Origin of the sequence: Streptomyces avermitilis MA-4680 = NBRC 14893 (assembly GCF_000009765.2) — a bacterium.
GTDB lineage: Bacteria > Actinomycetota > Actinomycetes > Streptomycetales > Streptomycetaceae > Streptomyces > Streptomyces avermitilis.
The window spans coordinates 52121-78725 of sequence record NC_004719.1 but is presented as its reverse complement, the minus strand read 5'-3'; the positions used below and the strand labels follow the sequence as shown (position 1 = coordinate 78725).

Below are 26605 nucleotides of genomic sequence, written 5' to 3'. Positions count from 1 at the left end.
CACCCCTTGACCAGGCCGGGCGCGGCTCCGGATCGGGCTGCCGGGCGCTGCTGGCGTACGTCATGACGAAGCTCCTCACGCAGGTGGCGCGGGGGTCCAGATGGAATCCCCGTCACTTGCTAGAGGTGCGGCGAAAGTCAACGGTGTGACACTCCACCGAGCGACGTTACCGAGCCGTGATCATCCGGTGGGCGTCGCGCAGAGCTCGGAGACGATCGCGAACGACGTCGTCACCATCGGCACCGCCATGGCCGGCGGCATCACCGCGTGGGTGGTCTGGCCGTGCGCCATCCCGTTGCGGATCTGACGGCCATAGTCGAGGTACTCCGCCTGCCGGGCCGTCAGGATCCCGTCGGCCGCACCCTGCTTGATGAGCCCGTGCAGCGGCTTCTTGCCCGCGTCCGGGATCCGGTCGCGCAGCACGATCTCCACCGCGATCAGGGAGTGCATGACCGCCACGGTGGAAAACTCGTAGCAGTAGTACGACTGGCGCAGCAGCTCGCGCGCCGTACGCAGGACCGTCGCCGCGGCCTCGGGAACACCGTCGGGCACGACCAGGTCCTCAACGAGGTCGTGCATGTCGGCGTAGCTGTCGACGAAGAGGTGGGCGCGTTCGTCCGGGACCGGGAACGGCAGCCGCTGCGTGGTCATCCCCGAAGTCTCCCAGCGGCGCGCCCCGGGTGGCAGCGGCTTTTCTGCGGGACGTCGCGCAGCGTGGCGGGACGGAGACTTCTTCCTGCCGGAATGGGACGGAATGTCGCACGTAGCGGAGCTGGACAAGGGGGTAACGCGAGCGGTGGCCCGGCGGGTGCGCTCACCGTCAGTGCGCGGACTCTGTCCACAGGGCCGCGATCCGAGCATCGGTTCCGAGGCCGCCGCGATCAGCGGGGCGGCCCGTATATGAGGAGCTGTCATGCCCGAGAACACCGTCACCGCGCCGCTCGCCCCGATGGAGCCGGAGGACGTCGCCGACGCCTTCGCCTACATCCGGGCGTTGCAGGCCGACGACATCGACACCGCCTGCGCGGTCGCCGACGGCACGGGCCCGGAGCTGCACCGGCTGCTCCTGGACGTCGCCGCGCGCGTCTTCATCCCGGTGACCGCCGCGGACGACTGCGACGGGGAGCCGTGCCCGCACTCCTTCCTGGCAGCGGCACTCGGGCGACTGCTGCTGGAGCTCCTCTGCCACGGCCTGGCCAATGCGCCGGGCATCGCCGACACCATCATCCGCTTCACCGACAACATCCTCACCGAGGACCGCGGCGACGTCGCGGACGTCCTCCGCCAGCTGGAGGCCGCGGGGATGAAGCAGGCGATGGAGGCGCACCCGGCGCACCACACCACCGCGTAGCCGCGCATCCGGGACGGCGGTGGTGCGGTTCGGCGCGCATCGGGTGCGCACCACCGCCGGACGACGCACCGCACCGCGCGCACCAGGTGCGGTGACGGCATCGGTGGTGCGCGCACCGGCGCACCGCATCATCCATCGCGGTGCGCACCACCGGCCCCACCGCACCGCGCCGGGCGCGCGCCACGGCGCGGCGGGCTCCTATATCACACACCCCCTTGTCCTCGACCTGATCGTCAGTCCAGACCAGCGTTGACAAGGGAAAACGTCCGGGTAGCGAACGTGGTCTAGGAAGGACGTGCGCTCGCCGAAACCTGGTCAAGAAGTGGGGCGGCGGTGCGCGCACCGGTGCGGTGCGGGACGTCGGGTGCGGCGCACCGGGTGCGCGTGTGCGTGCCGGGCATCGTCGGATGGTGCGCACCGGGTGCGGTGGCGGACATCGTGGTGCGCACCGGAGTGGGGTCCTGTCCCGTCTCACTCAACCGAGTCGTTTTCTCAGCGAACCGAGTCGTTCGGGCTTCTGTCTCAGCGAACCTAGACGCGCGGTTGAGCGCGCTGGGGGTGCCTACTACTGCTGCTGAGTTTGAGTACAGCCGGGTCGTGAGGTGGCCCGGATGGGGGTGTCACGCGGTGAGGGCGCCGCCGACGAAGGTACGTTCTGGCGGTGACGCCACGAGTTCGACCATGGTGCCGGCGCGGAGGTCATCACCGACGACACGTGTGATCGCGTCGGTGAGCGCGGTGCCGAGGCGCGCGGTGATCTGGGCGGCGTCGGGGCGGTCGAAGACGCCAGCGCGAACGCCCAAGATCACCGAAGCATTTGTGTCCACGGCCTTGCCACCTTGCGCGAAACGGCCTGCGGGGACTCCGGTCAGGCGGACGCTTACGAGGTCGCGGACCCATTCGCCATACACGTCGACGACAGCGTCGGTCAGTGCGGCGGCGAGTATAGGTTCGTTCCCGGTCAGCCTGTTCTCTGGAAGGTGAACGGTCAGGTGCGGCAAAGTGGACCTCGTTCCCTTTGAATACAAAGCCTTTGTTTTTAAAGGTATCTGGAAGAGGTCGCTGATGTCCACGGAATCGGACGGTCCAGCCGTCAATGAGGCCGTCCGCACCCTGCTGTTGCTCATGCCACGGCTCGTGGGCCGCGCCAAGCGCCTGCCCATACCTCGGGCGCTCCAGGGTCTGGACCTGGCCCCGCGACACCTCGCACTGCTGGCCCACCTGGAGTACGACGGCCCCACCAGCATCAACGAGCTAGCCGCTCGGCTGGAGGTGGCCCCGACGACTGTCAGCCTCATGGTCAGCGAGCTGTCACGGCCGGGCGTCCTGCAGCGCACTGCCGATCCCGCCGACCGCCGCCGCCGCATCATCGCCATCGCCCCCGCCTACGCCGCCCCGATCGGCGAATGGCTTTCTGGGAGCGCCTCCGCTTGGGAACGCGTCATGCACGGTCTCGACCCCGCGGAACGCGCCACAGTCATCACCGCCCTGCACGCCTACGAGGCCGCCTTGGAGCAGGCGGGCGACCCGCATGGGAACGCGCAGCTGCGTTAGCGAGCCGAGATTTGTCTCAACGAACCAAGTCCCCGCGTCTCACCCAATCCAGTCCACGCAGGTCAGCTCGGGGATGGACGACTAACTTCGTTGAGACAGGACAGGTCCATCGTCATCCGGTGCGCACCACGATGGCGTCCACTCGGTGGCGTCCATCGGGTGGAGTCCACTCGGTGCAGCCATCGGATGGAGTCCACTGAGTGGAGCCCACTCGATGTCGTGCATCGCCAATGGATGCAGAACATCGTCGTATCCACTCGGTGGACGATGTCCGGCATCGTCACCACAGCCAGGCGTTGGAGTGCCGCACCCGGGACAGGGCGCGGGTATCCCGGCGTGCGGCCGCGTTGCCGATTCGGCTCTGCTGGGAGCGGGGCCGGCGCGAGTTCCCCGCGGCGAGGCGGCGCTTGGCGGCGTCTTGGAGCCGCCGGCGCTGCTTGCGCAGCTCCTTCTTCTTGTCCGCCTTCGACTTCGGCGTCCGGGGCCGCTTCCAGACTGGCTGCCACCCCACGGGCTCATCGGCCTCGGGCTCCTGGTCCTCATCGAGCGCGGCGGCTATCTCCGCGCGGGCGGCACGGGCGCGGGCGAGGGCCTCTTCGGCGTTGGGCTGTTCTTCCGGGGTGCTCACGCGACTCCTCCTGAACTCCGGCCCGGCGTGTGCTGTACGCCGGGCTGCTGGGTGTGCGGCGGCGGGACCGCCGCCGGGGCCGGCTGCGATCGCAGGCCGTGGGCGGCCTCGCGCGCCCGCCTGCTGTCCTGGATCGTGGCGGCCACCTTCGCGGCGGCTGCTTCGAGGGTCTGGCGGGTCTGCTCCACCGCGTCGACGCCGGTCTCCGGCTCCAGGAGGCGGCCCGCCTTCGGGCCGGTGCGGAACGGCCGCGGATGCGACCTCGAGGCCGCGGGCACCGCGACGGCGTACGGACGGGGGCGGGAGCCCAGGCGCTCCGCGCGTCGCGCTGCGTTGACCCGGGCGGCCAGGGCGCCAGCGGCGAGACGGGCCCGCTCGTACGGGGGCGCGGACCGCTTGCGGGTCAGCGGGCGCAGCACGGCCTGGTCCTCGGTGTCACGCGGGTACAGGGCGCGCAGGTCGGCGGTCATCATCCGGCCCCGGCCGACGGGGCGGGTGTAGTCGTCGACGACCGCTTGCACGATCTGTTCGTCCAGGCCGGGCCGGTGGGGTCGGCCGCGCAGGACATAGGAGAGGTGGCGGCGTGCTTCGGCGAGCAGGTGGTGGCGCTTGAACGCGCCGCGCATCACGTACACCACGGCGACGACGTCGACGGCGGCCAGCGCTATGTCGACCACCGGCCGCACCCGCGCCCACACCGCCGCGGCCGCTGCCCGCGCCCGCTCCGCCAGCCGGTCGAAGACGTCAACGCCGTAGGCCCGGATCGCTGAGTCACGCCATCGCTCGCGCAGCTCGGTCAGCGACAGCAGCTCCGTGCGCTTGGGCGAGCGCGTCTGGTCGGCGGCCTGGCAGCCCAGCGCGTAGCCGGCCCGCTCCCCCGGCGGGTGCCCCTGCTTCTTCTCGTAGTTGGCGGTGAGGACGGACAGCGCGTCCTCGATCTGCTGACGGCGGGTCGACTGCCAGCCGATGAGCCGCTGGTCGATGCCCGCCAGCTCCATGACGGGCCTGCGGCCGGGCGTCACCTCGCGCGGCTCCCACGCCCACCCGAGCCGGGCGGACACCTCCTCCATGAAGTACAGGGTGTAGAGGGTGTCGGCCGCGACGATGTGGGCCATCAGCGAGTCCGCCGACAGGTTGCCCCACGTCCCCTTGTCGTCCGGCCGCCGGGCCCGGATCGACACCACCGCATGATCGTGGAGAAGGGGCTTCGACTCGGCAGCTCTCGACTCGTAGTGCCGGAACACCGCGACGATCAGCCCGTCCCTGACCCGGGCGCGGTGCTTGCCGCCGCCTTTCCAGCGGATCTCCGCAACCTCCTCCCCCAGCCACGCCAGCGTCTTGTCGCGGGCGATGTCCTGGCACAGCTCCAGCACCAGGCGGGTCTCGTAGTCACCCAGCGCCCACGCGATGTGTGCCGTCGGCGGGGGCCGGAACACCAGGTCGAAGCCCAGCCAGGGTGTCCGCTCCTTGGCCTTGTCGGTCTTGGGTGACTGGTTGTGCTCGATGGGTCTGCCCAGCACGGTCGCCCGCCGGGCCTGCGCCGGGCTCTTGCCCTCCGCCAGGCGCTCGCGCTCGATCCGGTCGGCGTCCGGGTGCCGACCTTCCCCCAGGAGCAGTTCGGCCTGCCGCTCGGTCACCACGTCCCCGGCCTTGAGACCGACCGCGGCCAGTCCCCGGCCCTTCCAGACGCCGGGTGGGACACCGGCTTCGTCCTGGGCGGCGCGCAGTGACTTGCCCGCAGGGCGGTGGCCGTCGCCGACCATCACGCCGCGGAAGAGATAGCGCCACCCGTTCCCCGGGCGAACCTCCGACATGCTGATCATCGCCCCATGAAACTCCGGCGTTGACCTGCGAAAAAGCGCGATCCGGGGTCCTTCCCGCCGGGCGGGAGGCCATCACGAAGTCTTTACCGTGGTGCCCGCCAGGCGGGCTGCCGCGACAGCCTGAGACGGCAAGCCGTCGACGTGTGCACTCTCCCGCCCGTGGAGATCACACGAGACGCAATCGCCTGCGCCCTCTGCCACACGCCCACTACGGAGTTGGTGTACCTGGTCCTCAGCGCCCAGTCGCCCTACCCCCAGCGAGAGGACGTCAAGGACCGCTGGTGCCCCGCGGCTGCCACCGGGTCTATCCCGAGCGATGGAAGGAGGCGATGCCGCTACTGCCCGGCGACGACGCCTGACGACGCCGTGCGAATGCTGCGCCACGACCACACGTGCCCTACCCACCATGGCAGTGTTCCAATTGGAATCTGATCGTTCGACCCCTTCGAACGCGAGCGCTTGAAGTGCTCGCTGGCTATACCAACTCGCCTGTGGTGAGGCGTGTTCGGAGGCTCAGACGGCTGTGGTGCGCGGGCAGAACCTGCTCAAGCCACCTGGCGTTGGCTCCCGCTGTGACCAGGCGTTCGTACGTCCCCGATGCGTCGAAGTCGGCCCGCGCCCGGCGGAAGTGCATCCCAACTTCCCCTTGGCCGTCTGGCATCTCGAGAGTGAACCAGCAGTTCCGTTCGGCTCCCCCGTCGCAGGCGCAGGGCTTGCACGAGCAGTGGTCGCGCTTGACCTGCAACGGCATCCCCCATTTCGGATGGGTCAACGACGCGATAAGGGTGTTGTGTTCCACAGTGAGGCCGTGCTCGTAACGCAGTTCGAACCTCCAGCCCAGCCCGTGCCGCCAGTAGCGCACGCAGTAGGGCTTGGTCACCGTGTGGAACAGGGCGATCCTGCGCAGCAGGCCGCTGGCTAGCCACGCCGTGTCGGCCTGTTCCTTCCACCAGGCCGGGTCGCCGTCCAGATAGCGGCGTTCGGGCTCGGACAGTCCAGGCGTGTCCCACAGGGGAATGAGGTGACTCTCGCGGCATCTGGCACGGTGGTTGGCAAGGGCAGTGGTCCACTCTGCCTGTGACGGCCCCGCCAGCGTGACACGGGCATTGGTGTCGGCGAGACCGAGGTGGAGTCCGTCGGCGTCGATTCCCCGCAGCCGGACTCCCACGGCGCTGCCGGGCCCCTCTGGGTCCTCGTCGGTGCCGGTGTAGATGGTGGGAAGCAGCGCTTCAAGGCAGTGCTGAGAAAGCCGGTGGTTGGGGCCGAGTTTGGGGTCCAGTGCCACGGTGAGGTGCGTGCCGGTCGGGATCACGTGGGCGATGCCGGCGGGGTGTGCGCAGTAGTCGATCGTGCCGCCCAGATGCTCGAAGACCTGGGCTTCCAGCCGGGCCTGGTCGGGGCCTGAGTCGGGCACGGGGTGCTGGCCCTCCGCTGTGGTGTGCTGCTGCGTGCAGGCTTGATGGCCGATGCCGGTGCAGCGGGAGCGGTAGCGGGCTTTCTGTGTGAGCGCGTTTCCGTGGCTCATTGTCATCCTGATCCGCGCACCGTCCGACCCCGGCGCGCAGATGGACGGAGCCGGGTCTGGCAGGCGCTGGTGTTCTCGGGGTGGGGCCTTGCTCCTTCTCGCTCGCAGAGGTTGTTGTGGCACCGGGTCGGGCGGTGGCCCTGCGAACGATGGCCTACCTGGAAGGCCGCGCAGCAGCCTGCCGCAGCGGACGGGAGGCGTCGGTGTGGCGCGCTGCTTTGCCTCCGGAGTAGACCCGTATGGCTGATGTGGCGTGCTGTCAGCCCAACGATGGGGCTCTGGTCGGCTGCCTATGGACCCAGTTGACACCTGGTTGTGCCGGTTGATGGGTATGGTGGGGTTTCCTGCCGGTTGCGACGACTCGGCATGCATATCTGTGATGCCCGGCTGTCACCGATCTGCGGAGAGGGTGTGGGGCGCCCACGTCGCTTCCCACTCGGAGTGATCGTCGATCCGTGTCTCTGTCTGCCGGCCGGGCGGCTGCAAGGACTCTGGCATGGCCCACTCCGGTCGTCGTTCCGCTTCTGCGACTCGTCGCGCTTTCTCCGGTGAACATAGGCAGGCGGCTGCACGAGGTGTTCCCCGCGGTTGCGGCCACCTGGGCTTCGACACCTCCGACTTGGCCCAGCAACGGCTTCGGGCATTGCTGGCTTTGGGCATCTTCAACGGAGGCCCTCTGCAGGAGTGGCCGGGCATGTGGGCTATGGCGTCGGTGACCCACTACGACCTGATTCTCTCCCCCAGGCCCGACGACTTGGTGGTCATCACGCCCACGCCGTCCAATGTGCTCACGTACTTGGTGCCTCGTGGCAAGCCGGTGGGTCTGCCCGGCCTGCGTCTGGAGGAAGCAAGGGCTGACGCCTTCCAGCTTCGGCATCTGGTCACCGGCGCACGAATGACCGTCACCGATCGTCCCCCGGTTCCTCCCTTCGACGGTGGCTTCGACGAGCACCGGGTGTGGACCGTGGACCAGGGCCTGACCGGGGAGGAGCACGATGCACTGGCGGACGTGCCGCCTATGACAGATGACACGCTGGTTCTTCTGTCAGGCCTGGTGACACGGATCGGACTGCGTGATCCCCAGCGGCAATGGGCGCTGGGGAACTGGTTCATGGATCCTCTGGATCGCACCAGTGCGTGGGGAGGCCGCGTGGGCAGGCGTCTTTGGGGTCGCGGTGACTGGTGGGAACTGACGTGGGGCAGCTTCCCCTTCGCCGAGGACGTCGCCATGGCGCTGACCGATCCGCAGGCCGGTATCGCCGGCGCCCATGCCGTCCGTGTGCGTCGGGGATGGGAAGTTCAGGTCGGCACCGCCGTGCTGGCACTGCGGGTCGAAGAGGGGTGACCGTCCGGCGCTGCCCGTGGGAAGCCTCGGACGGTCTTCGTTTTTCCCGAGGAACTCATCCAGGGCCGAGGCGCTGGGTCGCGGTGCTGATTCGCCGCTCGACTGCTTCGGCGATCGCCTGGTACTCGGGACCGCAGGTGCTCAGCTGCAGTTGCTCGTAGTCACAGGTGGTGAAGCGGAGTTCGATGAGGCCTGTCCGGGCCTCATCATCCAGGCGGATCCAGTTCTCCATCGTCTCTGGTGGATAGATCGCATCCAGGTGATCGGCTCGGGAGACAGGCAGCCCGAACTCCGGGTCCGTGATCGCTTCGATCAGGTGCTGCTTGCGGTGCCGGATGCCGGATCGGTGGATGATGTCCAGGCACCAGCGCACCGGGCCGCTGCCGTCGTAGCCGTTGATGCCCAACCCTTTGTAGCCGGTGACAGCGTCTGCCGCGGTGAGGGTGCGGAAGAGCCCGAGACGACGCAGCAGCCCGCTGGCGCTCCACGCGCCCGCCCGGAACTGCCGTGTCCACTCCCCCGTGTTCCACTCATGCTCGAAGGCGACCTCTTCCGCCGACCAGTGCTCCGGTCCGCGCCACAGGGCCTTCCATCCGAGGTCCGCGACATGTTCGAGGCTCTCGTTCTCCGCGCTCTTCCATACGTCGCGGTGCGGGCCGGTTAGCCATACGGAGGTGCGTTGGCCAGCAAGGTGCAGCTCCACGCCCCTGACTGTGCGCTGCCGGATCCGAAGACCCAGGACGCCGTGGACCTCACCGCCAGGCTCATAGCAAGGCAGCAGCCACGACAGCAGCCGTCTGGCGCGCTGCTCACTCTCGACGACCAGCTCGATCGTGTCGGGCTTCGGACTGACGCGCCGGATTCCGAAGGGATAGGCGGTGAAGTCCCTGTTCGACTCGATGAGCTGGTGGAAGAGGTCGGCCTCGAAGTTCCGCTGCTTGTCGCAGTCCGCATCCGGGATAGGCGGTCGCCCGGGGCGCAGCAGGTTGCGGGCCTGCTGGTAGGTCTCGTTCGTGTACTGCTGGCGACGGGCGGCGAGTCGGCTGATCCGCTCACTACGCATGAGAGGTCCTGATTCTCCGTACCAGTCGGCCCTCCGGTACGGCGATCGGGCCGTCAGCCGGGTTGATGGTGCGCGTGGTTGCGGTGTGAAGCTGAGCTCCTTCGCAGCCCGTAGATGAACGCCGGTGGGCCGATGGCGTTCAAGGGAGCACGGCCTTGCCGCTGCCGTTTGAGGAGCAGCGTAGCCAACTCGCTGAGCGGATCGCCCTGGTGTCACTCGATCGTGGGAGCGTCACCACAGACCGCAGCGTTACCTTTCCGTGACTTTTCACGGCGTGAAAATCGGCGGGTCGTCGAACGGGTGAAGCGGGTCAAGAACTTGCACACCGGACACCGCGCCGGAATCAAGGGTCAGTAAGGTGACGCCATGGCTTCTCCATACCCTGACGGAGACCGGGAAAAGGTGGCGTCCAAGCTTCCGCCCGCGCTCCAGCAAGAACTGAAGATCCGTTGCGCCGAATTCGGCCTGGACATCCAGGATGCCGCGACCACGGCCATCACCAACTGGCGTGCCAGCGACTGGTCAGGCGCAGACGTCGACACGTCGGGTGCGAGGTCGTTCTCCACCTGGCTGCCTACAGGCATGTACGACGACTTCAAGGCCAGTTGTACTGAACGCGGCCTCTCTTACATCCAGGGGCTTGCGCAGAGCATCCGGTCCTGGCTGGACGACAACCCTTCCCCCAAGCAGGCTGGTCTGCCCGCCCCGCCGCGTCGGATCATCGTCTGCAACCAGAAGGGCGGCGTCGGCAAGACCACCATCTCTGCGGGAATCGCCGAAGCTCACGCCGAGCCTCAGGGGATCGGCGTCAAGTGCCTGCAGAACTTCGTGCAGACTCTGACCGACACCGAGCTTGAGCGGCTCAACCGCACCCGTGAGCAGCTCCTCGCCCTGATCGCCGACTACACCGCGGGTGGGCAGAGGGTTCTCCTCGTCGACTACGACCCGCAGCTCCACCTCAGCAACCAGCTGGGTATCCCGCCCATCGCCGTGGGTGAAGACAGCCTGGTCACCCACATGTCCGGTGACGCTCAGGGCGACATCAAGGACCTGCTCGTAGCAATCGACGATCCGCGTTTCGGGGGCCGGCTATACGTCCTGCCGGGCACGCGCGAGGCATTCCTGCTGGACTCCAAGCTGGCACTCACGGCCGCCCAGTCCCGCGGTTTCCAGAAGGAGATGGCGCTTGAGCGGGCGCTGCACTCACTTGAGGCCGACTTCGACGTCATCGTCGTCGACTCCCCGCCAAGCCTGGGACTGAGCATGGACGCCGGCCTCTACTACGGGCGCAGGCGTCCGAACGAGAAGCCTGGTCGGTCTGGAGTGCTCGTCCCCGTGCAGTCCGAGGACAGTTCAGCCGACGCCTACGAGATGCTCATCGAGCAGATCGAAGACCTCGAGACGGACCTACATCTCGAGATCGACCGGCTGGGCATCGTGGTGAACCAGTTCGATAGTCGCCGCGGCTACATCGCCACGTCCTCTTTGGAGGAGTGGCACAACATGGAGAACGACAGGGTCATCGCTGTGATCGACGACCTCAAGGAGCAGCGCGAGTCCGTGCGGCTCAAGCGGCCTCTGCTGGCGTACGTCCCGGAGAGCAAGCAGGCGAACATCATGCGACTGATCGTGGCAGGGGTCGGCAAGTGAGCAAGAAGGACCAGTTGGGGCGTGGGTCCTCGTTCGGCAGCACCTCCAACCGCAGCGCACGCAGAAACGCGATCAACGAGACGATCAACGGCGGTGTCGGCACTGCGGATTTGACCGATCTGCCCGTCCCTGCCATCAGCGACAACCCCGACAACCCCCGCAACCATCTCCGGAACCTCGAGTACACCGTTGAGTCGGTGCGTGAGGTCGGCGTCATCCTGCCGATCGTGGTCGGTACTGTCGACGCATACGTTCGCAGCCGGCCCGATCGCGCCAACGATCTCGATCCCGGCGCGCAGTATGTGGTCATAGACGGTCACCGGCGTCTCGAGGCAGCCCGGCAGGTCGGACTGGCGACCATTCCCGTGCGAGTGGATGACGCCCGGCTGAGCAGCGACGAAAAGCTCTTGGAGTCCGCGTTCATCGCGAACTACCACCGCGAGGACATGACGGACCTTGAGGAAGCTCACGCCCTCAAGCAACTGGTGGACTACTACGGAGGCTCGCAGACCAAGGCGTGCAGGCGCCTGTCCATGTCCGCCTCCACGCTTTCGAGCAAGCTGTCCCTGCTCAAGCTGTCTCCCGAGCTGCAGAAAGACCTGATGACGGGAGAGCGCAAGACCGAGCACGTCCGGAATTTGTCCAAGCTCTCCCCGGAAGCCCAGAAAGCTAAGGCCGATGAACGGGCTGAGGCCTCGAAGCGCCGGGCGCGGAGTCGACAGCAGCCTGCGCCCGAGCCCGCTGATTTTCACGCCGTGAAAAATCACAGCGAGGTAACGGCCGGTGTGCTGGAACAACTGCTGCCTGCTGCCGACGGGCAAGATCCGCCCAAGGAGTCGATTCCTGAGCCGCGAGGCGCTGAAGGCCGTGATGGCCAGCAGGACCAATCGGCAGTGAAGAAGTTCCCGTACCACGACGGCTTTGAAGCAGGAACCCTGATCCTGTTCAAAATGCCGCCAGAGGAACGCGACAAGGTATGCGACATGCTGCTCCGCGATCGAGAAAAGCGGGCCGCCAACGCTGACTGACGAGGCTGCCGCCTCGCACACCCGCCGGAAGCTCCTAAAAAACACAAAAAGCCCTGTTCCCAGCGTGCGGCCGGGAACAGGGCTTCGTGTGTGGAGGGAAGATCAGGGTGCCCATGTTGCGGGCAGCTCCCCGGGGCCGGGGTTGGGGACGGTGGCGGCCGCCGCCCGTGCGGCAGCGATGGCGGCCGCCAGGAGCGCGGCGGCCTCGGTCGCCTACGGGTCGTCGTAGCTCTCGTGGTCGCTGACATCGAACGGCGCCGCCTTCGCGGTAACCGTGAACCCGGGGACGACGGTGGCCGCCTTGCCCTCCAGCAGGGTGTTGAGGCGGTCCGCGTCACGGGAGGCGAGCCAGGTCTGGGTGTACGGGCCCATGCGGAGCATGATGCGGCCGGAGTTGTCCTTCCGGCGGGCTTCGACATGGACGGCGTAGTGCGCCAGGCTCATGCCGACGTCGTCGGGGAGGTCCAGGCCCGCCGCGGCGTGGGTGAGCGGTGTGAGGGCCGGGTGCCACACTCCGAGGATCTTGTCCGTCTCGCAGCGCAGCCAGCCCCTACCGGTGTAGAGCTGGTGGCCGTGGAGGTAGGCCGCGGCGTGCGGGGTGTCGGGGTGGACCAGGGAGACGGCGATCAGGTCGGGATCGTGGTCGTCGCCCGGGCGGGGGTGGGCCCTTTCCACGAACGGTCCGACGCGTACGGCGATGTCCCGGTAGAGGCCGGGGGTCCAGGGCTCCATGTCGCGCAGTGCGGCGAGCAGCGCGCGGAACTGGTTGACGGCGGCCTGGTCCTCGGGGCTGAGGGCGCCGGGCGTGTGGCCGCAGCGGGGGAAGGGACGCTTCATCGGGTGGCCTCCTGCGTGGAGCTGGGGTGGGCGGTGCCGTGGGCGGGGGTCTTGAGCACGCGCGGCAAGTGGACATGGAGGTGCTCGACTTCGACCTCGCGGCCCCGGTCGCGGAGTGTGCGGGCAAGGATTTCGGTGAGGCCGCTGGCCCTGTGCCTGCCTCCTGCACAGCCGATCGCGATGCGGCTCGGACCGGCGGGCAGGTCGGCGTAATCGGCGAGGTTGGCGATGAGTTCGCGGGCGCCGGGGGTGTTCAGGACGACGTCCTGGACACGGGGGTTGAGGCCGTCCAGGTCGAGGATGTCGCGGGCGGCGGCGGGGTCGCGGAGCCGGTCGCGGACGTCCTCGATACGGTCGGCGGCAGGCGGGACGGGGGAGCCGTCCGGGCCGGTGGGCAGGTGCAGATAGCCGAAGGAGATCAGGCGGATCAGACGCACGAAGGGGTGCCCTTCTGCTCGGTGGTGAGGGAACGGCGGAGCGCCGCGCCCGGCCGGGAAGGTCGGGCGCGGCGCTCCGGGGTGGTGCTACTGCGGGACGGTGCCGGTAACTACGAGGAACTGGTCACTGCGCAGGTCCATCACGACCTGAGCGTCCGTGCCCTGGGCACGCTGGGCGGCGGCGTACTCCTCCGCCGGCCACGAGCCGCGGGGGCCTCCGGCGGGGAACCGCTCCAGGACGCTGCGCTGGGGCTGTGGGGGCATCAGGGGTGCTTCCCTTCGGGTGTGGCTGGCGGTCACGGGTCGGTGTCCTCGGGGGCGGGGATGTCGCCGAACATGTCGTCCATCGCTTGTGTGACGGCGGGCCGGTACTCGGGCCGGGTCGCGTTGAGGACCGTGTTGGTGAGGCCGATCAGGTCGATGTCCTCGAACAGGTCGGTCAGGTCCGCGATGGTCTCCGGGTCCAGGACGACGCCGTCGGGGTGTTGGCTGTCCAGGGAGCAGTTCATGGCGTCGATGTAGTCGGCGAGCCGGTGGGCCAGGGCCGGGGGGAGGTCGAAGTGGTGACAGTGCTCCAGGCCCGAACCGAGGGTCCCGGTCGGGCTGATGTGGATGCGGATGCTCTGCCCGGAGCCGGGTGCGGCCTGTCCGAGGCTGGTGAGAGCGTCGGCGAGAGCCGCGATGGCGCTGTTGCGGTCCGCGTCCGTGTCTGTCGTGGTCGCGGTGTCTGCGTCGTCCCCGTCCCCATCCAGTACCGGTGCTGCCCAGAGGACTTCGAGGGTGTCGGCGTGCAGCTGGATGACTCCGTCGGCGGTGTCCGGGAGCGTGAGGTGGCCGCTGACCCGGAGCAGGTCGCCGGGCTGCCGCTCGGTGAGCAGGGTGTGCGCGATCTCCGGCTGCGTGGTGGTGCAGGGGATGACCGCTTCTTCCATCAGGTGGTCGGTGCCGGCGGAGCAGTTCAGCCGCCAGGAGGCGGTGTCCTCCCCGTCACCGGGTTCGGGGTCGGCGGCCAGGTAGCCGTCCAGTGCGAAGGGGATGGCGTCCATCAGCTCGCTCTACCTTTCTGATCACGGGTTGGCCCCAGCCATTCGTAGGGTTGTGGCACCCAGGGGAGTGGGGTGTGGCTCTCAGCTGCGCTGCCGTCTGTGGCTCCGGAGGCTTGGCCGTCCCGCTCCCCACGACGACTCGGCCGCCGATTGGGAAGTGCGAGATGGTCGCTGTGTAGAGCAATGCCGGCGAGGTCGTCCGTGGTACGCAAGGCAGGAACGACTTCGGGAGCACGATGAGCCGGATATGGGCCGGGATCGACTGCGGCAAGACGCACCACCACTGCGTCGCCATGGATGCTGACGGCAAGACACTGTTGTCTCGCCGCGTGGCCAACGACGAGCCGGAGCTCCTCCAGCTGCTCGGCGACGTCCTCGATACCGCGGACGGCCGCGAGGTGACCTGGGCATTGGACATGACGGGCGGCGAACCCGGGCTGCTGATCGCGGTACTGATCAACCACATGCAGGAGCTGCTGTACATCCCCGGCCGCATGGTGAACCGCGCATCCGACGCCTACCGCGGCGAGGGCAAGACCGACGCCCGCGACGCCAGGATCATTGCTGACCAGGCGCGTATGCGCCGAGACCTGCGGCCCATCCGCCCCGGCGACGAGGACACGATCGAGCTGGCGCTTCTGACCAGCCGCCGCATCGACCTGGTCGCCGAACGGACCCGTACCATCAACCGGCTCCGCTCGGTGCTGACCAGCATGTTCCCCGCTTTGGAACGGGCTGTGGAACTCACCAACGCCGGACCGCTGGTCCTCCTCACCGGCTATCAGACTCCGACCGCTCTGCGCCGGATCGGCCTCAACCGGCTGACGACCTGGCTGCGCAACCGCAAGGTTCGTGGGGCCGAGAACTTGGCCAAAGCAGCCGTGGAGGCCGCCGAGCGTCAGCACACCGCCGTCGCCGGCGAGAAGGTCATCGCGCAGATGGTCCACACCCTGGCAAAGGAGGTGATGGCCCTCAACGAGAAGATCACCGGGACCGAAAAGCTCATCGAAGGCCGGTTTCGTGAACACGAACTGGCCGACATAGTCCTCAGCATGCCGGGCATGGGACCCAAGCTCGGTGCCGAGTTCCTGGTTGCTGTCGGCGGCAGCCTGGACGGCTTCCCCACCGCCGACCGGCTCGCGGCCTTCGGCGGTGTCGCTCCCGCCCCGCACGACTCCGGAAAGACCAGCGGGAATCTGCGCCGCCCACAGCGTTACCACCGGCGCCTGCAGCACGTCTTCTACACATCCGCGCTGGTCAGCTCCTGGAGCGATCCCAACTCCAAGCGGTTCTACGACCGCAAGAGAGCCGAAGGAAAGAGCCACATCCAGGCCGTCCTGGCGCTGGCCCGGCGACGCGTCAACGTCCTGTGGGCACTCATCCGCGACCGACGGTGCTACCAGGTCGAACCTCCAGCAACGGCCTGCTGAACGCTTGCCCTGTCCAGGCAGAGGCCATCGCGCACTGTTCCCGCACGACTGCAGGGTGCGAAGATCGAAAGACCTACACCTGAGCGGGGGACGTAGATGGACGTGCTGATCAGGTCTGCACGGGCGACGGAAGCCGACGTACTCACCGACTTGGCGCTGCGATCCAAAGCGCATTGGGGCTATGACGCTGACTTCCTGGAAGCCTGTCGAGACGAGCTCACCGTTGCCGCGCACGAGGTCGCACGCCGACGGACCACGGTGGCTGACAGAGATGGCCACATCCTGGGCTTCACGACTCTTGAGGGAGAGCCACCCACTGGCGTTCTGGGCATGATGTTCGTCGAGCCGCAGGCCATCGGCCAAGGGATCGGCCGCCTGCTGTTCGAACGCACCATCGCTGCTGGACGAGACCTGGGGTTCACCCAGCTCACGATCGATGCGGACCCGAACGCCGAGCCTTTCTACCGCGCCATGGGCGCAGTTCGCATAGGAAACGTGCCCTCGGGTTCCATCGTCGGCAGAGTGCTGCCGCAGATGGTTGTCACCATTCAGCGCTGAAACCGCGCTGCTTGACAACATCATTGGGAAGCCTCCGCCAGGTTGGCGGTGCGGTGGGCGGCGTCGTACGCATCCAGGACCTTCTTGGCGGGGTTGCCCTTGTCGGCGACCTGGTGGCCGTTGGCGCGCGCCCACGTCCGGATCGCGGCCAGCTCTTCCTTGCTGCGTTGGCCGGTCGCGGTCGCGGCCGGGGCCGGGGCGGGAGCGGGAGCCAGGGGTGTGGCGTCCTGTACCGCCGTCGCGGTGTGACCGCCGGCCTTCACCGCGCGCAGCTGCGCCTGTGCGGCTTCCAGTTCGGCCTTGGCGTTGGCGACGCGTTCCTCTGCCTCCCGTTGGGCGGCGTCGGTGGCGCGGCGCTCGGTCAGCTCGGTGAGGTCGCTGCGCACGCGGGCGGCCCGGTTGCGGATGCTGGCGGCGGGGTGGCTCTCCGCCCAGGAGAGCAGGGCCTCGATCCCGTCGGTGTCCACCGTGTCGTCAGACACTGGCGCCGGGACAGCCTCCGGGGCGCTGGCGCTGGCGCTGGCGTCCGTGTCCGGGGCGGCGGTGGGTTCGGCGTGCTTCACGGCTTCGGCCGGGGCGCTGGCACTGTCGTCCGTCTCCGGGACGGGGGTGGCAGTGGGGACGGGCAGTTCGGCGTGCTTCACAGCTTCGGCGAGTTCGCTCTCCGACAGTCCGAGCGTGCTGCGTACGTGCTCGGGGCTGTCGCCGTTCGTGAGCATGGAGGCGGCCGTGGCGGTGAAAGCGTTGGCGGTCATCGGGTCTCCGGTCGGGATGTCGTCGTTGGGGTTGGTGAGGTGCGGAAGCAGGCGCACCAGGTCGTCTTCGGCGCAGGGCAGTCCGAGGGCGCCCAGCAGGTCGGCGAGGTCGTCCTTGTCGCGGGCCTGGTGGGCGACCACCAGGGAGGCGGCGTTGCTCTGGTCGCTGCCAAGTGGGGTGAGTTCGAGGGCCTCGGCTTCGAGGGCCTCTTTCATGTCGGTGAACATGACCGGGGTCCTCCTACGCGGCGGTGGTGCGGGGCTTGCGCTGCGCGAGGTCCAGCAGCTCGCGGTTGCGCTGCTTCTGGGCGTCGGTGAGCGGGCGGGCCTTCGCGCCGTGGCGGTGCCAGAGCGGGGACGCGGGCGGCTCGGGGTAGGCAAGGGCGTGGTCTACCTCGCGTTGGGTGCTGCTCAAGGGAGCCTCCAGGTGGAGGAATTCAGGCGTGGTCGTCGTCGCGCTGGCGCTTCTTGGGCTGGACGTCGGAGGCGAACCGTCCGAGGCGGGCCTCGGTGGGGTTCGCGGCGATCCAGTCCTCAGCGCAGGCCTTGTGCACGGGCTCGCCGTAGTGCGAGCGCATGGGCGTGGGCTTGTCGCACAGCGCGCAGGGGCGGTCCTGCCAGCGGTCGAAATGCTGGTTGTCGCGCCAGTCGAGAAGGGCGCCGGGAACCGGGATCAGACCCGGCTCGAACAGCGGCTTCTTGCTGCGTCGGCCCGTCACAGCCGGAAGTCGGGCAGCTGCTGGAACACCTGCTCCACCAGATCCAGCTGCGGCTTCCAGGCGGGAAGCGCGCCCGTGGCGGGCACGGGCAGGGCGAGCTCCTGGACGTCGGCGAGGACCAGGTGGTGAGCATCGCGCTCCGCCCACGGGCTGGTGCACCGCTCGGGCCCCAGGTCCACGTGGCAGTCGGTGAGGCGGGCGACGCCGATGACCGCGCCCAGGTGCAGTTCGCGGCCACGGATCGCGGTGGCGACCAGCGGGTCGCGCAGCACGGCGGGCTCCGGCTTCTTCTTCCCGGCGTGGATCATCACCCAGCCACGCCACGGCCAGTTGGCGGGCCTGTTCTCCGGGCTCTTTCCGGCGAGGATGCAGGTTGCCCAGGGCTGGCGGATCGTGATGCCGCGGATCCAGTCGCCCTCGGGCAGGGTAGCGAGGCTCATGCGGCTCGCCCCCACTCGGTCGTCAGTAAGAGGGTGCGCTGGCCGATCCGGCCGTGAATGCGCAGGAGGGACGACATACTTGGGTTCTCCGTCTCGTCTCGTACGGGATGGATGGGCCCGGGACAGCCGTCTAGCCGCCAAGCACAGCGGCTGTCCCGGGGCGGAGCTACAGCGCGAAGTCGCTGCGGGTGGTCCAGCTGACGGGGTTGTGCCAGAGGCCGGCCTTCGCGGCGGGCCACTCCATCTGCCAGCCGGGCCGGAGCCCGCGCGCTCCCCAGTTGTCCGGCTGCTTGCCGGGGACCTCGAGTCCGGCCGTGTGCGCGGCGAGCGCGGCGTCATACACCTCGTGCGCGCGCCGCAGGGCCGCGGCCGGGGAGTCGGCGACGCCGGTAAAGACGTGCAGACCGCGCCGGTCCGGGTCGGTGGTGTCGTGGATCGGGACGTCCACCTCGTAGGTGCGCAGGTGCATGACGTCCAGCTCCTTTCTCTGCTCGGTGTTGGTGCCTCGGTGTTGAGGGACCACCGCGACCGCCCCGGCCTCCGTCGAACGGGGCCGGGGCGGCGCGGAGCGTCCGTCACGCCGGTGAGGGCGGGTCAGAACTCCAGATGGATCGTGATCGGGCGCCGGGGATCACCGACGGTGCGGCGGTGCGCGGCGAGGCCGGCGCCCCCGCCCTGGATCGGCAGGTGGCACTCCGGGCAGCCGCGCCACCACTCATCCCCGGTCGGAAGGTCAGCCGGGGTGAGCGGGTGGGGGTGCGGTCCGTCGGCGGCGCGGCTCAAGCGACCGCGTCCGCGAACTGCGCCTGAAGGTCCGCGCGGCCCTCGGGGTCGTCGTCCTGGTCGTCGTCGGCGCCGTCGCCGTGGACGGTGCAGACGAGATCCGGATCGCTGTCCATGGCGCCGGTCAGCGCCTTGTGCAGGTCGGTGACCGAGTAGACCGGCGCCCACGCCTGCCCGGCGCACTCCGGGTCGACGGGGCACGGCAGCAGAACGTCGAAGCCGAAGTCCCCCTCGCTGTCGACGTCGGCGCGGTAGGCAAGGGTGAGGTACTGCTGCCCGAGGCGGATCTCCGCGACGCGGTCCCGGCCGGTCACCAGGTCCGAGCCGGGCCGCCACCGCCACAGCGGCAGGATCGCCGGGCCGAAGAACCGGCGGACCAGGAGAAGGTCACCCAGTCCTTTGCCGCCGTCCCGCCCGAGGTCGGCCTCACGGCGCTCGGAAAGCCGCTTCAGCAGCGGCTCCAGGCGGTACAGGTTGTCGGCGAAGACGATGGTGTTGAAGCCTTCGGCGGCCAGCTGCTGGTGCGAGTACGTCATCGCCTTGTGCTGGGCGCGGACGACGTCCTGGGGCACGCGCCGGTTGGCCGGGCGCGGGTGCTGCCGTTCCAGGCACACCGACAGCGGCGTGGGGACGATGACCGCGACCGTCGGCATGCCGTGCCGCTTGGCGGCCGTCACCAGCTCCACCCTGATGGGCTGCTCGCAATTGGTCGCGTCGATCACCGTGTTGAGTCCCCGGGCCATCCGGCGCTCCAGGATCAGCTTGAGGACGTCGGCCGCGTCACCGGTCGCGTCCTGCCGCCCAGGGTCGTCACCGACCACGCCCCGCAGACGATCGAGCGAGAGGACCTGGGAGGCCGGCCGGGTGCGGGCGAGCGTGGACTTGCCCGCGCCGGAGGCACCGATCAGCACGATGAGCCCGTTCTCGGGCAGGTCCGGGTACAGCACCGTCATGCGTCGTCTCCTTGCGGGTGGAGGGAGCGGGCCGCCCAGTTCAGGCGCTGCCCGGCGTTGTCGGTGATCAGGGCGGCGGCCTCGTGCAGGTAGCAGGAGGCGTCGCCGTCGCGGTCGGGCTCGATCTGCTCCGCCCTGCGTGCGGCGGTGCTGACCAGCTGCGCGAGGGCGGGGAAGAGGCCGCCGGGCATGTCGATGTCCTCCTGGATCTCGCGCAGGATCGCGGCGAGCTCGCGGGCGTCGACGTCGTCGGCTTTCAGGTCGTCCTCGATCTGCTGGAGGGCGAGCTGGGCGATGCCGAGCGAGCCGCGCACCCGCTCCAAACGGGTGCGGGAGCGGGCGGTCACCGGGTCGTCGCCTTGGTGGCGGCGATGAGGGCGGCGATCGTCTCCCAGCCGTGATGCCATGCGCTGTCGAGGCAGTACGCGCCGTTGATTCCGTGGTCGGCCAGGCGCCAGAAGTTGCCCTTGCCGGTCTTCGTGGCGAGCGTCTCCAAGAGCCCGCCGGGCACCCTGCGGTCCGCGGCGTAATGCGTGGCGAAGGACAGGGCGAGCGCGGCCGCGGCGGCTCCGGGGTGCAGCCGGATGCCCAGGACCCGGGCGCCGACACCGACCGCGAGGGCCTGGGTGGCGGTGTAGGTCAGGCAGTGCCAGGCGCATGCCTTGATGCCGTCGGCCGTGCCGTGGACGGTGGGTTCGTCGTCCGGGGTGGCGGCGAAGTGGACCGGCTTGGCGTCGGTGGCGCCCTTGACCCGGGCGCAGTAGTCGGACTGCACAAAATGATCACCGATGTTCGACCCGGCGCGTCCCAATCCGAGGACGGCGGCGAAGGGGGCGGAGCGATGCGTCATGCTGGGTTTCTCCTGATCTCGAAGAGGTGAGGGAGCGGGCGGCCGGCCTTTGCCGGTGCTGCGGCCGCCCGGGTTGTACGGGCCCCGTCCCGGCCTGTGTGGCCGGGACGGGGTTCGGCTCACGCGGCCAGCCGGTGAGCGGCGGAGGCCGGGGCCGTCATGAGGCTGCTGGGGTCAGCGGGCGTGCCGTCGAAGCACTCCAGGCAGCACCCGAGCTTCTTGGAGAGGCAGATGTAAAAACGCCTCCTGCATTCGCTACAGGTCTGCCGAGCTGCCATAGCCCGATCAAGGGCCCATTCCTGAGCAAGCGTCGGAACGCGCTTGGGTACAGCCAGGTCGACGCGGAGCAGGAAGCCGCGGGTGGGGTGGATGCATGACCACTGCGGCCGGTAGGAGCACCACTTGCATCGCAGGATCGCGACCGGACCGTCGTTGCCTCCCGGGCTGAGGCCCATGTCCCTCAGCTGCCGCCTGGTGACCAAGCCCTCCGGTACTGCGCCGCGGTCATGCTCCGGCAGGAGCGCGTCGCTGCGCGGCACCCGCTTCACCTCGCGAGGGCGGCGCTTCTTCCGGGCGCGCGTCATCACCTGCTCCAGGCGCCAGGCAGCCGGTCGGGACGGTGCGGGTAGCGGGGGCCGGGGCGCTGCGGGCGGGGCCGGCCGATGCGGCGGCGCGGGCGGGGGATGAGCACGAGTGATCTCCTCCAGCGGGTCGGGTGGGCAACACCGCGCCCCGCCGACGTCGGTTCGTCAGCGGGGCGCGGGAGACGGCGGCCGGGCGGCCTGTCCGGTCCTCGCCCGGTGCGGGCGAGGGCCAGGCAGGGCGTCAGGTCTCAGCGGGTCCGCAACAGCAGGGCGGCCTTCTGGCGCAGCCGGTCCCAGAGGGTCGGGTGCGTGTGCCGCCAGGCGGTGCGGTCCACGCCGTCCTCGGTGGGGAAGGTCTGGGAGGCCCCGCAGGTGCACGTCCAGGCGTAGGGCTCGAGGCGGGTGTCGTCGCGGGTGGCGGTGACCTTGACGAGGCGGCCGTCGTGGCGGCCGTGGTAGGTGCCGACCCAGAACTCGTTCGTCTGCAGCGTCATGGGATTCCGTTCGGGTCCGGGCGCCGCACCCTGGTCGGTCGCGGCGCCAGCAGGAGGGTGGGCGCGAGCGGCGTTGTGAGTCAGCGCTGGAGCGGGTGGACGTTGTCGTCTTCGTCGTCGAAGTCGTCGCCCGCCGGGGCCGGGGCGGGGAGGGTGGCGTGGAGGTGCAGCGTGGGGTTGAACTGCGGCATGAACTGCGGCGGGTGGTTGTGGACGATGGGCCGCAGAGTCAGGCCGCGCAGAGCGAAGATGCTGGCCAGCGCCCACATGAGGGCGGCGAGCCCGGTAGCGGCGGCGCGGCCCCCGGCCGGGGCGGTGGACCAGATCATCGCGAGACTGCCGATCCCGAACAGCAGCCAGGCGATGCGGGCTCCGGCGTTGCCGAAGAACCCGCCGACCAGACCGAGCAGGCCGGTCAGTTGCCAGAACGCGTACAGGGCGGCCGGGGCGACGGACAGGTGCGCGGCCTGGTCGGCGAGGAAGAGCCGGATGGGGTGGTCGACCGTGCCCCACAGTCCGCTGCCGTCACCGCCGTCCGTGGCCGGGACGGCGGACAGGCCCTTGAGCGTGACCGAGGCGATGTCGCCGGCGGCGTCCAGCATCATGACGATGAGGCTGAGCCCGCCGAACAGTGCCGCCGCCTTGATCCAGTTGGCGACCTCGTGCCAACTGCCGTGCCGGGCCTGGAAGACCTCTTCCCACCGCTGGTAGAGGAAGCCGCCCTCTTCCCAGGACTCCTTCCACGCGGCGCGCAGCCGCGCGAGCCGCCGGGTGCCGGGCTTGCCGTCCAGCTCGAGGACCGGCGGCGGGGGCATCTGGTCGATCAGGTCGAAGAAGGACGGGTTCTCCTGGCCGTTGACCGGCTTGTCGTTGTTGGGCATGGCGTTGCTGCTCCTTCGGCAGAGGGGTCGGTGGAAAGTGGTGGTGGGCTGGTCGGAGCCGGTCAGCGGATCTCGTTGCGGGTGCGGGCGAAGAACGCCCCGCGCGTGGTGCTGTTGTTGTGGATCTCGGTGTGGTGGGTGACCGGACCCTCGAAGACGTTCTTGGTGACGGCCGCGCGGGCCTTGCTGATCGCGCCGCCGATGGCGGTGGCGACCATCGCGATGCCCGCGAAGGGCAGGGTGACCATGAGGACGCCGTTCAACGTGACGGAGGACAGGCCCTGGAGCACGAGCCAGGCACCGCAGCCGATGCCGGTTACCCCGGCGCCCACGCCGATGGAGGCCACTGCGATCCCGGCCGCCCAGGCCGGGACGATCCGGTGGTCCTCCTGCCGTACGGGCGGGGTGGTGCCGAAGGCCGGCGGCTCGGTGTCGTCGCGGAACGAGGTGGGGTGGTGGCGTACGGGCTTGCTCGCCCAGTCGTCGATCAGGCGGCGGGCTTCGGCCGCGGCCTCGGACTCGGGCATGTCGGACTGGGTGTTGTGCAGGGGGTCCATGGGGTTCTCCGATCACGCGGGAAGGGGAGCGCCCTCCTGGCCGTGGTGGCCGGGAGGGCGCGTGGGGGAGTGGCCGCGCGCAACGGCGAAGGGCGTCGCCGGCATCGTGTCCGGCGGCGCCCTTCGGCGTTGTGCAGCAGGTGAGTTGGGGCTGGCGGGTGGGTAGTCACCGCACCTGCGCCCCGGGCATCCTCGAAGCCGACAGGCGCGGGGAAGGGGATCGGGTGGAGTTCGTCTTCGAGTGCGGGTGGTGCGGCGGGGACAACTTCTTCGTGGGCAAGCAGGTCGGCTTCTGGGTCGACAAGTGGGAGGTGCCCTCGGAGTGGGACTGCCGCTTCTGCGACGGGCTCAACTACACGCACGACCCGCCGTGGACCGAGGCGTAGTCAGAGGCTGGAGATCAGTCCGGCGAGCGAGGCGAGGCCGCTGTTGATGGTCGGGGCCAGGCCGGTCGCGGCGAGGGTGAAGCCGAACAGCGTGCAGGCCAGTGCGGAGCCGATCCGGACGTAGCCGCCCTTGACCAGGACGACGACGATGATGCCCAGCAGCACGGCGGCGGAGATGGAGAGGGCCACGGCGGTGGTGCTCCTTCACAAGGGGTGGGGTGGGGCCGGCCGTGCTCGGGCGGGCCGGCCCCGGGGATGGGTGGGTGTGATCAGGCGTCGGTGAGGTTCTTGATGGCCTCCAGCGCCTGGCGGGGAGAGGCGACCTGCTCGGAGCGGCGGTTGCCGCTCTTGGAGCCGCGCCCGCCTCCGCCCTTGCCGCCGCCTCCGCCGCCGCGCCGGCGGGAGCGGCCCTCGCCCTCGTCGTCTTCGTCGGGCTCGGGCCAGAACTCGCCGGGCCGCACGGGCTCGTTCCAGTCGAACCACAGGCCGCGCCTGTCCAGCTCGCTGATCTCGTAGTCGGTGAGGCGGTTGACCTCGTCGGGGAACAGTTCGGAGAGGTCGGTGTCGAAGTCCGCGTACAGCGAGCGCATGAGCACGGCGCGGCCGTTGTCGAGGACGATGACCGCGACGCCGCCCGTGGAGACGCCGTTCTCCGGGTCGGCCTCGCCCTTGATGGCCCGCTCGATCGCGGAGCCTTCGTTGCGGGAGTAGCGGGCCGGGATGGTCGGCACGTCGTAGGCGTTCTCCATGGTGCCCTCCGCCGCCTTGCGGGTGGCGCCGGGCGAACCCATGTTGAAGATGACCGGGCGGCTGTTCTGCCGCAGGTTGTCCTTCATCTCCGTGGAGAAGCCGTTGTGCGCGAACGGCGACTGGCCCGCGGGGTTGAAGCCGATGCCGTACTTGAGCCCGGTGACCGTGAGGTCGTCGCCGTCCGTCTGGATGAACTCGCCGAAGTCCCCGTCCTGCGCCGCGGTCATGAACTCATCGGCGTACACGTTCAGCTGCCGGTACGGGCAGCGCGTGTCACCCGGCTTGTAGTCGTGCGGCTGGCCGTCGTGCGGCCAGGGCATCTCCGCCCTGATCTCGCACAGCGCCTTCGCCGCCCGCAGCTGCCGCGCCATCCACAGGGCGTTCGAGCCCTGCCGGTCGATGTACCGACCGAGCACGGTGGTCTTCTCGTCCTTGCGGACGGTGGACAGCCACACCACCTGTCCGTCCAGGGACTGGGCGGCCATGTTGATCGCGAAATACTGCGTCTTGCCGGAGCGGGACACACCCAGGATCAGGCCGTGGGCCGCGGCGTTCTTGTCGTGCTGGTACACCATGCTCTTCACCGGCTGGCCAGTGATGGTGAACCCGCACACGTACATGCCCTTGGCGTTCGGGGTGAGCAGCTCGCGGGTGGCGGGGAAGATCGCGCTGAGCGGCGGGGTGTCGAACGCGCTGATCAGGAACTCCGAGCCGTCGATGAGGACGAACACGCAGGAGTCGTCCTCGGGCAGGTTCAGCGCGCGGCAGACCTTGGCCAGGTCGATACGCGGGGTCTCGGTGGAGTCGGCCATCTTCGCCCGGTAGAAGGTCACCCCGCGTTCGTCGTCGCGGGTCTTGTGGACCAGCTCGGAGCCGGGGGCACCGCCCTTGGGCCCGCCGACCCGGTCCGTCCAGCGCTCCTGCGCGGTCGGCTTGGTGCGGCGCCGGGCGTTGGCGTCGGGGGTGATGCGGGCCTCCATCCAGCCGGGCCCGCCCTGGCGGCCAGGCTGGATGGCGACCTCCGCCAGGACGACGTCGCTGGAGTGCACGCCGAACGGCGCGGCGACCGCGGCCTCCGACAGGCCGGTGATCGGCCGTCCGGTCTCCGAGGCGCGCAGCAGGATCGTCATGTCGTGCCGCTGACCGTCGTGCCGGGTGGCCTTGACGATGTGCGTGCGGCCGGGCATCCCGGCCTGCTCCCACAGCAACCGTGCGTCGCGGGTGAGCAGGTCGGCGCCGTCGTCCGGCTGCGCCACCGACTCCTCGAGGACTTCGGCGGGCGCCGGCTGCGGGGCCGGGGCGGCGAGGGCGGGACGGTGGCGGCGGCGGGTGTGCCGAGAGAACGGCATCACCAGGTAGCCGGCCGCCGCCCATCCGGCGGCGAGCAGCCCGTCCATCCAATACGGGCCGAAGCCGGTGGTGTGCCCGGCGGCGACGTCGACGGCGGCGGCCAGGACCAGCGGGAACCAGCGCAGGATCTTGCGTCCGGCGCCGGGCTCATCGCTCTTGGCGGCCAGGAACCAGCCGCCGATCCCGGCAGCGCCGGCCAGCTGCACGACCTGGTTGACGGGGCTGTCGGAGTACAGGTTCGGGGCCACGGCCAGCAGGGGCGCGGCGAGGGTGTAGGCGAGGCGTTCGAGCGCGACACTGCGCGGCGTGGTCACCGGCTTCTCCTTCGGGAACAGGACGGGCGGCCCCGCAGGTATCGCGGGGCCGCCCGTGGCGGGGATGGGTGGGGGAGAGGGTCAGCGGTTGAAGAAGCCCGGCCTGGGGGTCTTCTCGCGCCGGTTGGAGCGGATGTCGTCCAGCGCCCCGTAGAGCGTGGAGTGGGTGCGTCGGGTCTGGTGGGTGAGGTCGGCGGTCTCCTCAGCGGTGTCGGCCAGCTTGCGGACCTGGACCGCGGCGCCGCCCAGCGCGACGGCCACGTTGTTGGTCAGCTCCACGAACTTCACGTCCAGGCCGGCGTTGGCGATGTCGCGGGCCACGTCCTCGGTGCGGGAGGCGTTGGCCTGCATGCTGCGCCGCAGCGACTCCAGTTCGAGGACGGCGTCGTCCATGGCCCTGCCGAGCTTGTCCAGCTTGGCCTGGACGGCCTTGTAGCGGTTGTCGCCGTCGGCCGGGGCGGGCGCCGCGCTGGTGTTGTGGGGTGCAAGATCGCTCATCGGCGTCTTCCCTCCG

At 69.5% G+C, this 26605-nt stretch carries 34 protein-coding genes; 8 read left to right on the top strand and 26 right to left on the bottom strand.

Translation table 11 applies throughout. The annotated features are described in order from the left end of the window. Positions 1–180 precede the first annotated feature (180 nt). A complete protein-coding gene (locus SAVERM_RS00385) occupies positions 181–651 on the bottom strand; it encodes a hypothetical protein (protein WP_048894377.1) in 471 nt (156 codons plus the stop codon). Positions 652–913: 262 nt separating this feature from the next. Between SAVERM_RS00385 and SAVERM_RS00380 the strand changes: the two genes are divergently transcribed. Then, a complete protein-coding gene (locus SAVERM_RS00380; RefSeq protein ID WP_011109734.1) occupies positions 914–1351 on the top strand; it encodes a hypothetical protein in 438 nt (145 codons plus the stop codon). A gap of 620 nt (positions 1352–1971) precedes the next feature. On the opposite strand, the gene SAVERM_RS40910 is transcribed toward SAVERM_RS00380, so the two are convergent. Next, positions 1972–2424, bottom strand: coding sequence for a tautomerase family protein (locus SAVERM_RS40910; RefSeq protein ID WP_242432205.1), 453 nt, complete (start codon positions 2422–2424; stop codon positions 1972–1974). On the opposite strand from SAVERM_RS40910, the gene SAVERM_RS00370 reads away from it, so the two are divergent. After that, positions 2417–2905: a MarR family winged helix-turn-helix transcriptional regulator gene (locus SAVERM_RS00370; RefSeq protein ID WP_037652117.1), complete on the top strand. Its 489-nt coding sequence runs from the start codon at positions 2417–2419 to the stop codon at positions 2903–2905. The two genes, SAVERM_RS40910 and SAVERM_RS00370, sit on opposite strands and share 8 nt — an antisense overlap. Before the next feature lie 280 nt (positions 2906–3185). Here SAVERM_RS00370 and SAVERM_RS00365 read toward each other — a convergent pair whose 3' ends face one another. The 3 genes from SAVERM_RS00365 to SAVERM_RS00355 all read right to left on the bottom strand — a co-directional run bounded on the left by SAVERM_RS00365 (position 3186) and on the right by SAVERM_RS00355 (position 6881). Continuing rightward, positions 3186–3533: a hypothetical protein gene (locus SAVERM_RS00365; RefSeq protein ID WP_011109730.1), complete on the bottom strand. Its 348-nt coding sequence runs from the start codon at positions 3531–3533 to the stop codon at positions 3186–3188. Further along, entirely contained in the window at positions 3530–5356 is a 1827-nt protein-coding gene (gene mobF / locus SAVERM_RS00360; protein WP_011109729.1) for a MobF family relaxase, read from the bottom strand. The genes SAVERM_RS00365 and mobF overlap by 4 nt, the downstream gene beginning before the upstream one ends. Positions 5357–5831: 475 nt before the next feature. After that, on the bottom strand, positions 5832–6881 hold the full coding sequence (locus SAVERM_RS00355; protein ID WP_048894378.1) for a hypothetical protein: 1050 nt from the start codon (positions 6879–6881) through the stop codon (positions 5832–5834). A gap of 619 nt (positions 6882–7500) precedes the next feature. Here SAVERM_RS00355 and SAVERM_RS00350 point away from each other — a divergent pair. Continuing rightward, complete coding sequence (locus SAVERM_RS00350; RefSeq protein ID WP_137951861.1) at positions 7501–8226, top strand: hypothetical protein; 726 nt, start codon at positions 7501–7503, stop codon at positions 8224–8226. Between the two features lie 55 nt (positions 8227–8281). On the opposite strand, the gene SAVERM_RS00345 is transcribed toward SAVERM_RS00350, so the two are convergent. Next, positions 8282–9289 carry a hypothetical protein gene (locus SAVERM_RS00345; RefSeq protein ID WP_037652115.1) on the bottom strand — a complete coding sequence of 336 codons (1008 nt, stop codon included), beginning with the start codon at positions 9287–9289 and terminating at the stop codon, positions 8282–8284. Between the two features lie 366 nt (positions 9290–9655). Between SAVERM_RS00345 and SAVERM_RS00340 the strand changes: the two genes are divergently transcribed. Both SAVERM_RS00340 and SAVERM_RS00335 read left to right on the top strand, forming a co-directional pair. Then, positions 9656–10939, top strand: coding sequence for a ParA family protein (locus SAVERM_RS00340; RefSeq protein WP_011109725.1), 1284 nt, complete (start codon positions 9656–9658; stop codon positions 10937–10939). Next, positions 10936–11967, top strand: a complete 1032-nt coding sequence (locus SAVERM_RS00335) for a ParB/RepB/Spo0J family partition protein (protein WP_011109724.1) — start codon at positions 10936–10938, stop codon at positions 11965–11967. Before SAVERM_RS00340 ends, SAVERM_RS00335 begins: the two co-directional genes overlap by 4 nt. Before the next feature lie 213 nt (positions 11968–12180). Here the strand turns inward: SAVERM_RS00335 and SAVERM_RS00330 are convergent, their stop codons facing one another. The 4 genes from SAVERM_RS00330 to SAVERM_RS00315 all read right to left on the bottom strand — a co-directional run bounded on the left by SAVERM_RS00330 (position 12181) and on the right by SAVERM_RS00315 (position 14287). Further along, on the bottom strand, positions 12181–12804 hold the full coding sequence (locus SAVERM_RS00330; RefSeq protein WP_011109723.1) for a hypothetical protein: 624 nt from the start codon (positions 12802–12804) through the stop codon (positions 12181–12183). Then, positions 12801–13241 (bottom strand): RapZ C-terminal domain-containing protein, encoded by a 441-nt coding sequence (locus SAVERM_RS00325; protein WP_011109722.1) that lies wholly within the window; start codon positions 13239–13241, stop codon positions 12801–12803. The genes SAVERM_RS00330 and SAVERM_RS00325 overlap by 4 nt, the downstream gene beginning before the upstream one ends. 87 nt (positions 13242–13328) lie before the next feature. Beyond that, complete coding sequence (locus SAVERM_RS00320; protein WP_011109721.1) at positions 13329–13505, bottom strand: hypothetical protein; 177 nt, start codon at positions 13503–13505, stop codon at positions 13329–13331. Between the two features lie 32 nt (positions 13506–13537). Further along, complete coding sequence (locus tag SAVERM_RS00315; RefSeq protein WP_011109720.1) at positions 13538–14287, bottom strand: hypothetical protein; 750 nt, start codon at positions 14285–14287, stop codon at positions 13538–13540. Positions 14288–14523: 236 nt separating this feature from the next. On the opposite strand from SAVERM_RS00315, the gene SAVERM_RS00310 reads away from it, so the two are divergent. After that, positions 14524–15717, top strand: coding sequence for an IS110 family RNA-guided transposase (locus tag SAVERM_RS00310; protein ID WP_011109719.1), 1194 nt, complete (start codon positions 14524–14526; stop codon positions 15715–15717). A gap of 96 nt (positions 15718–15813) precedes the next feature. After that, complete coding sequence (locus tag SAVERM_RS00305; protein WP_011109718.1) at positions 15814–16275, top strand: GNAT family N-acetyltransferase; 462 nt, start codon at positions 15814–15816, stop codon at positions 16273–16275. Positions 16276–16295: 20 nt separating this feature from the next. Here the strand turns inward: SAVERM_RS00305 and SAVERM_RS00300 are convergent, their stop codons facing one another. From SAVERM_RS00300 to SAVERM_RS00245, 13 genes are all read right to left on the bottom strand, one after another. Continuing rightward, positions 16296–17258, bottom strand: a complete 963-nt coding sequence (locus SAVERM_RS00300; RefSeq protein WP_011109717.1) for an Lsr2 family DNA-binding protein — start codon at positions 17256–17258, stop codon at positions 16296–16298. Between the two features lie 13 nt (positions 17259–17271). After that, on the bottom strand, positions 17272–17445 hold the full coding sequence (locus SAVERM_RS43155) for a hypothetical protein (protein WP_011109716.1): 174 nt from the start codon (positions 17443–17445) through the stop codon (positions 17272–17274). Positions 17446–17467: 22 nt separating this feature from the next. Next, positions 17468–17749, bottom strand: coding sequence for a hypothetical protein (locus tag SAVERM_RS00295; RefSeq protein ID WP_011109715.1), 282 nt, complete (start codon positions 17747–17749; stop codon positions 17468–17470). Further along, a complete protein-coding gene (locus tag SAVERM_RS00290; RefSeq protein WP_011109714.1) occupies positions 17746–18189 on the bottom strand; it encodes an ASCH domain-containing protein in 444 nt (147 codons plus the stop codon). The genes SAVERM_RS00295 and SAVERM_RS00290 overlap by 4 nt, the downstream gene beginning before the upstream one ends. A 166-nt stretch (positions 18190–18355) precedes the next feature. Beyond that, complete coding sequence (locus SAVERM_RS00285) at positions 18356–18658, bottom strand: hypothetical protein (protein WP_037652112.1); 303 nt, start codon at positions 18656–18658, stop codon at positions 18356–18358. Between the two features lie 125 nt (positions 18659–18783). Continuing rightward, complete coding sequence (locus SAVERM_RS00280) at positions 18784–18972, bottom strand: hypothetical protein (protein WP_037652111.1); 189 nt, start codon at positions 18970–18972, stop codon at positions 18784–18786. Further along, on the bottom strand, positions 18969–19925 hold the full coding sequence (locus SAVERM_RS00275; RefSeq protein WP_011109712.1) for an ATP-binding protein: 957 nt from the start codon (positions 19923–19925) through the stop codon (positions 18969–18971). The genes SAVERM_RS00280 and SAVERM_RS00275 overlap by 4 nt, the downstream gene beginning before the upstream one ends. Continuing rightward, positions 19922–20272: a hypothetical protein gene (locus SAVERM_RS43530; protein ID WP_011109711.1), complete on the bottom strand. Its 351-nt coding sequence runs from the start codon at positions 20270–20272 to the stop codon at positions 19922–19924. Before SAVERM_RS43530 ends, SAVERM_RS00275 begins: the two co-directional genes overlap by 4 nt. Beyond that, positions 20269–20775, bottom strand: coding sequence for a hypothetical protein (locus tag SAVERM_RS00265; RefSeq protein ID WP_037652109.1), 507 nt, complete (start codon positions 20773–20775; stop codon positions 20269–20271). Before SAVERM_RS00265 ends, SAVERM_RS43530 begins: the two co-directional genes overlap by 4 nt. Before the next feature lie 119 nt (positions 20776–20894). Continuing rightward, positions 20895–21359: an RRQRL motif-containing zinc-binding protein gene (locus tag SAVERM_RS44030; RefSeq protein WP_037652107.1), complete on the bottom strand. Its 465-nt coding sequence runs from the start codon at positions 21357–21359 to the stop codon at positions 20895–20897. 248 nt (positions 21360–21607) lie between these two features. Further along, positions 21608–21853, bottom strand: a complete 246-nt coding sequence (locus SAVERM_RS00255) for a hypothetical protein (RefSeq protein WP_011109708.1) — start codon at positions 21851–21853, stop codon at positions 21608–21610. Positions 21854–21933: 80 nt separating this feature from the next. Continuing rightward, positions 21934–22734, bottom strand: a complete 801-nt coding sequence (locus SAVERM_RS00250; protein ID WP_011109707.1) for a hypothetical protein — start codon at positions 22732–22734, stop codon at positions 21934–21936. Between the two features lie 62 nt (positions 22735–22796). Further along, positions 22797–23291 (bottom strand): hypothetical protein, encoded by a 495-nt coding sequence (locus tag SAVERM_RS00245; protein WP_011109706.1) that lies wholly within the window; start codon positions 23289–23291, stop codon positions 22797–22799. 224 nt (positions 23292–23515) lie between these two features. Between SAVERM_RS00245 and SAVERM_RS43150 the strand changes: the two genes are divergently transcribed. Continuing rightward, positions 23516–23677, top strand: coding sequence for a hypothetical protein (locus SAVERM_RS43150; protein ID WP_167544184.1), 162 nt, complete (start codon positions 23516–23518; stop codon positions 23675–23677). On the opposite strand, the gene SAVERM_RS00240 is transcribed toward SAVERM_RS43150, so the two are convergent. The 3 genes from SAVERM_RS00240 to SAVERM_RS00230 form a co-directional block, all read right to left on the bottom strand. Next, a complete protein-coding gene (locus SAVERM_RS00240) occupies positions 23678–23866 on the bottom strand; it encodes a hypothetical protein (RefSeq protein WP_011109704.1) in 189 nt (62 codons plus the stop codon). It lies immediately after the preceding gene. Positions 23867–23946: 80 nt separating this feature from the next. Beyond that, positions 23947–26091 (bottom strand): hypothetical protein, encoded by a 2145-nt coding sequence (locus SAVERM_RS00235; RefSeq protein WP_011109703.1) that lies wholly within the window; start codon positions 26089–26091, stop codon positions 23947–23949. 81 nt (positions 26092–26172) lie between these two features. Continuing rightward, positions 26173–26589 (bottom strand): hypothetical protein, encoded by a 417-nt coding sequence (locus SAVERM_RS00230; RefSeq protein WP_011109702.1) that lies wholly within the window; start codon positions 26587–26589, stop codon positions 26173–26175. Positions 26590–26605: the final 16 nt, after the last annotated feature.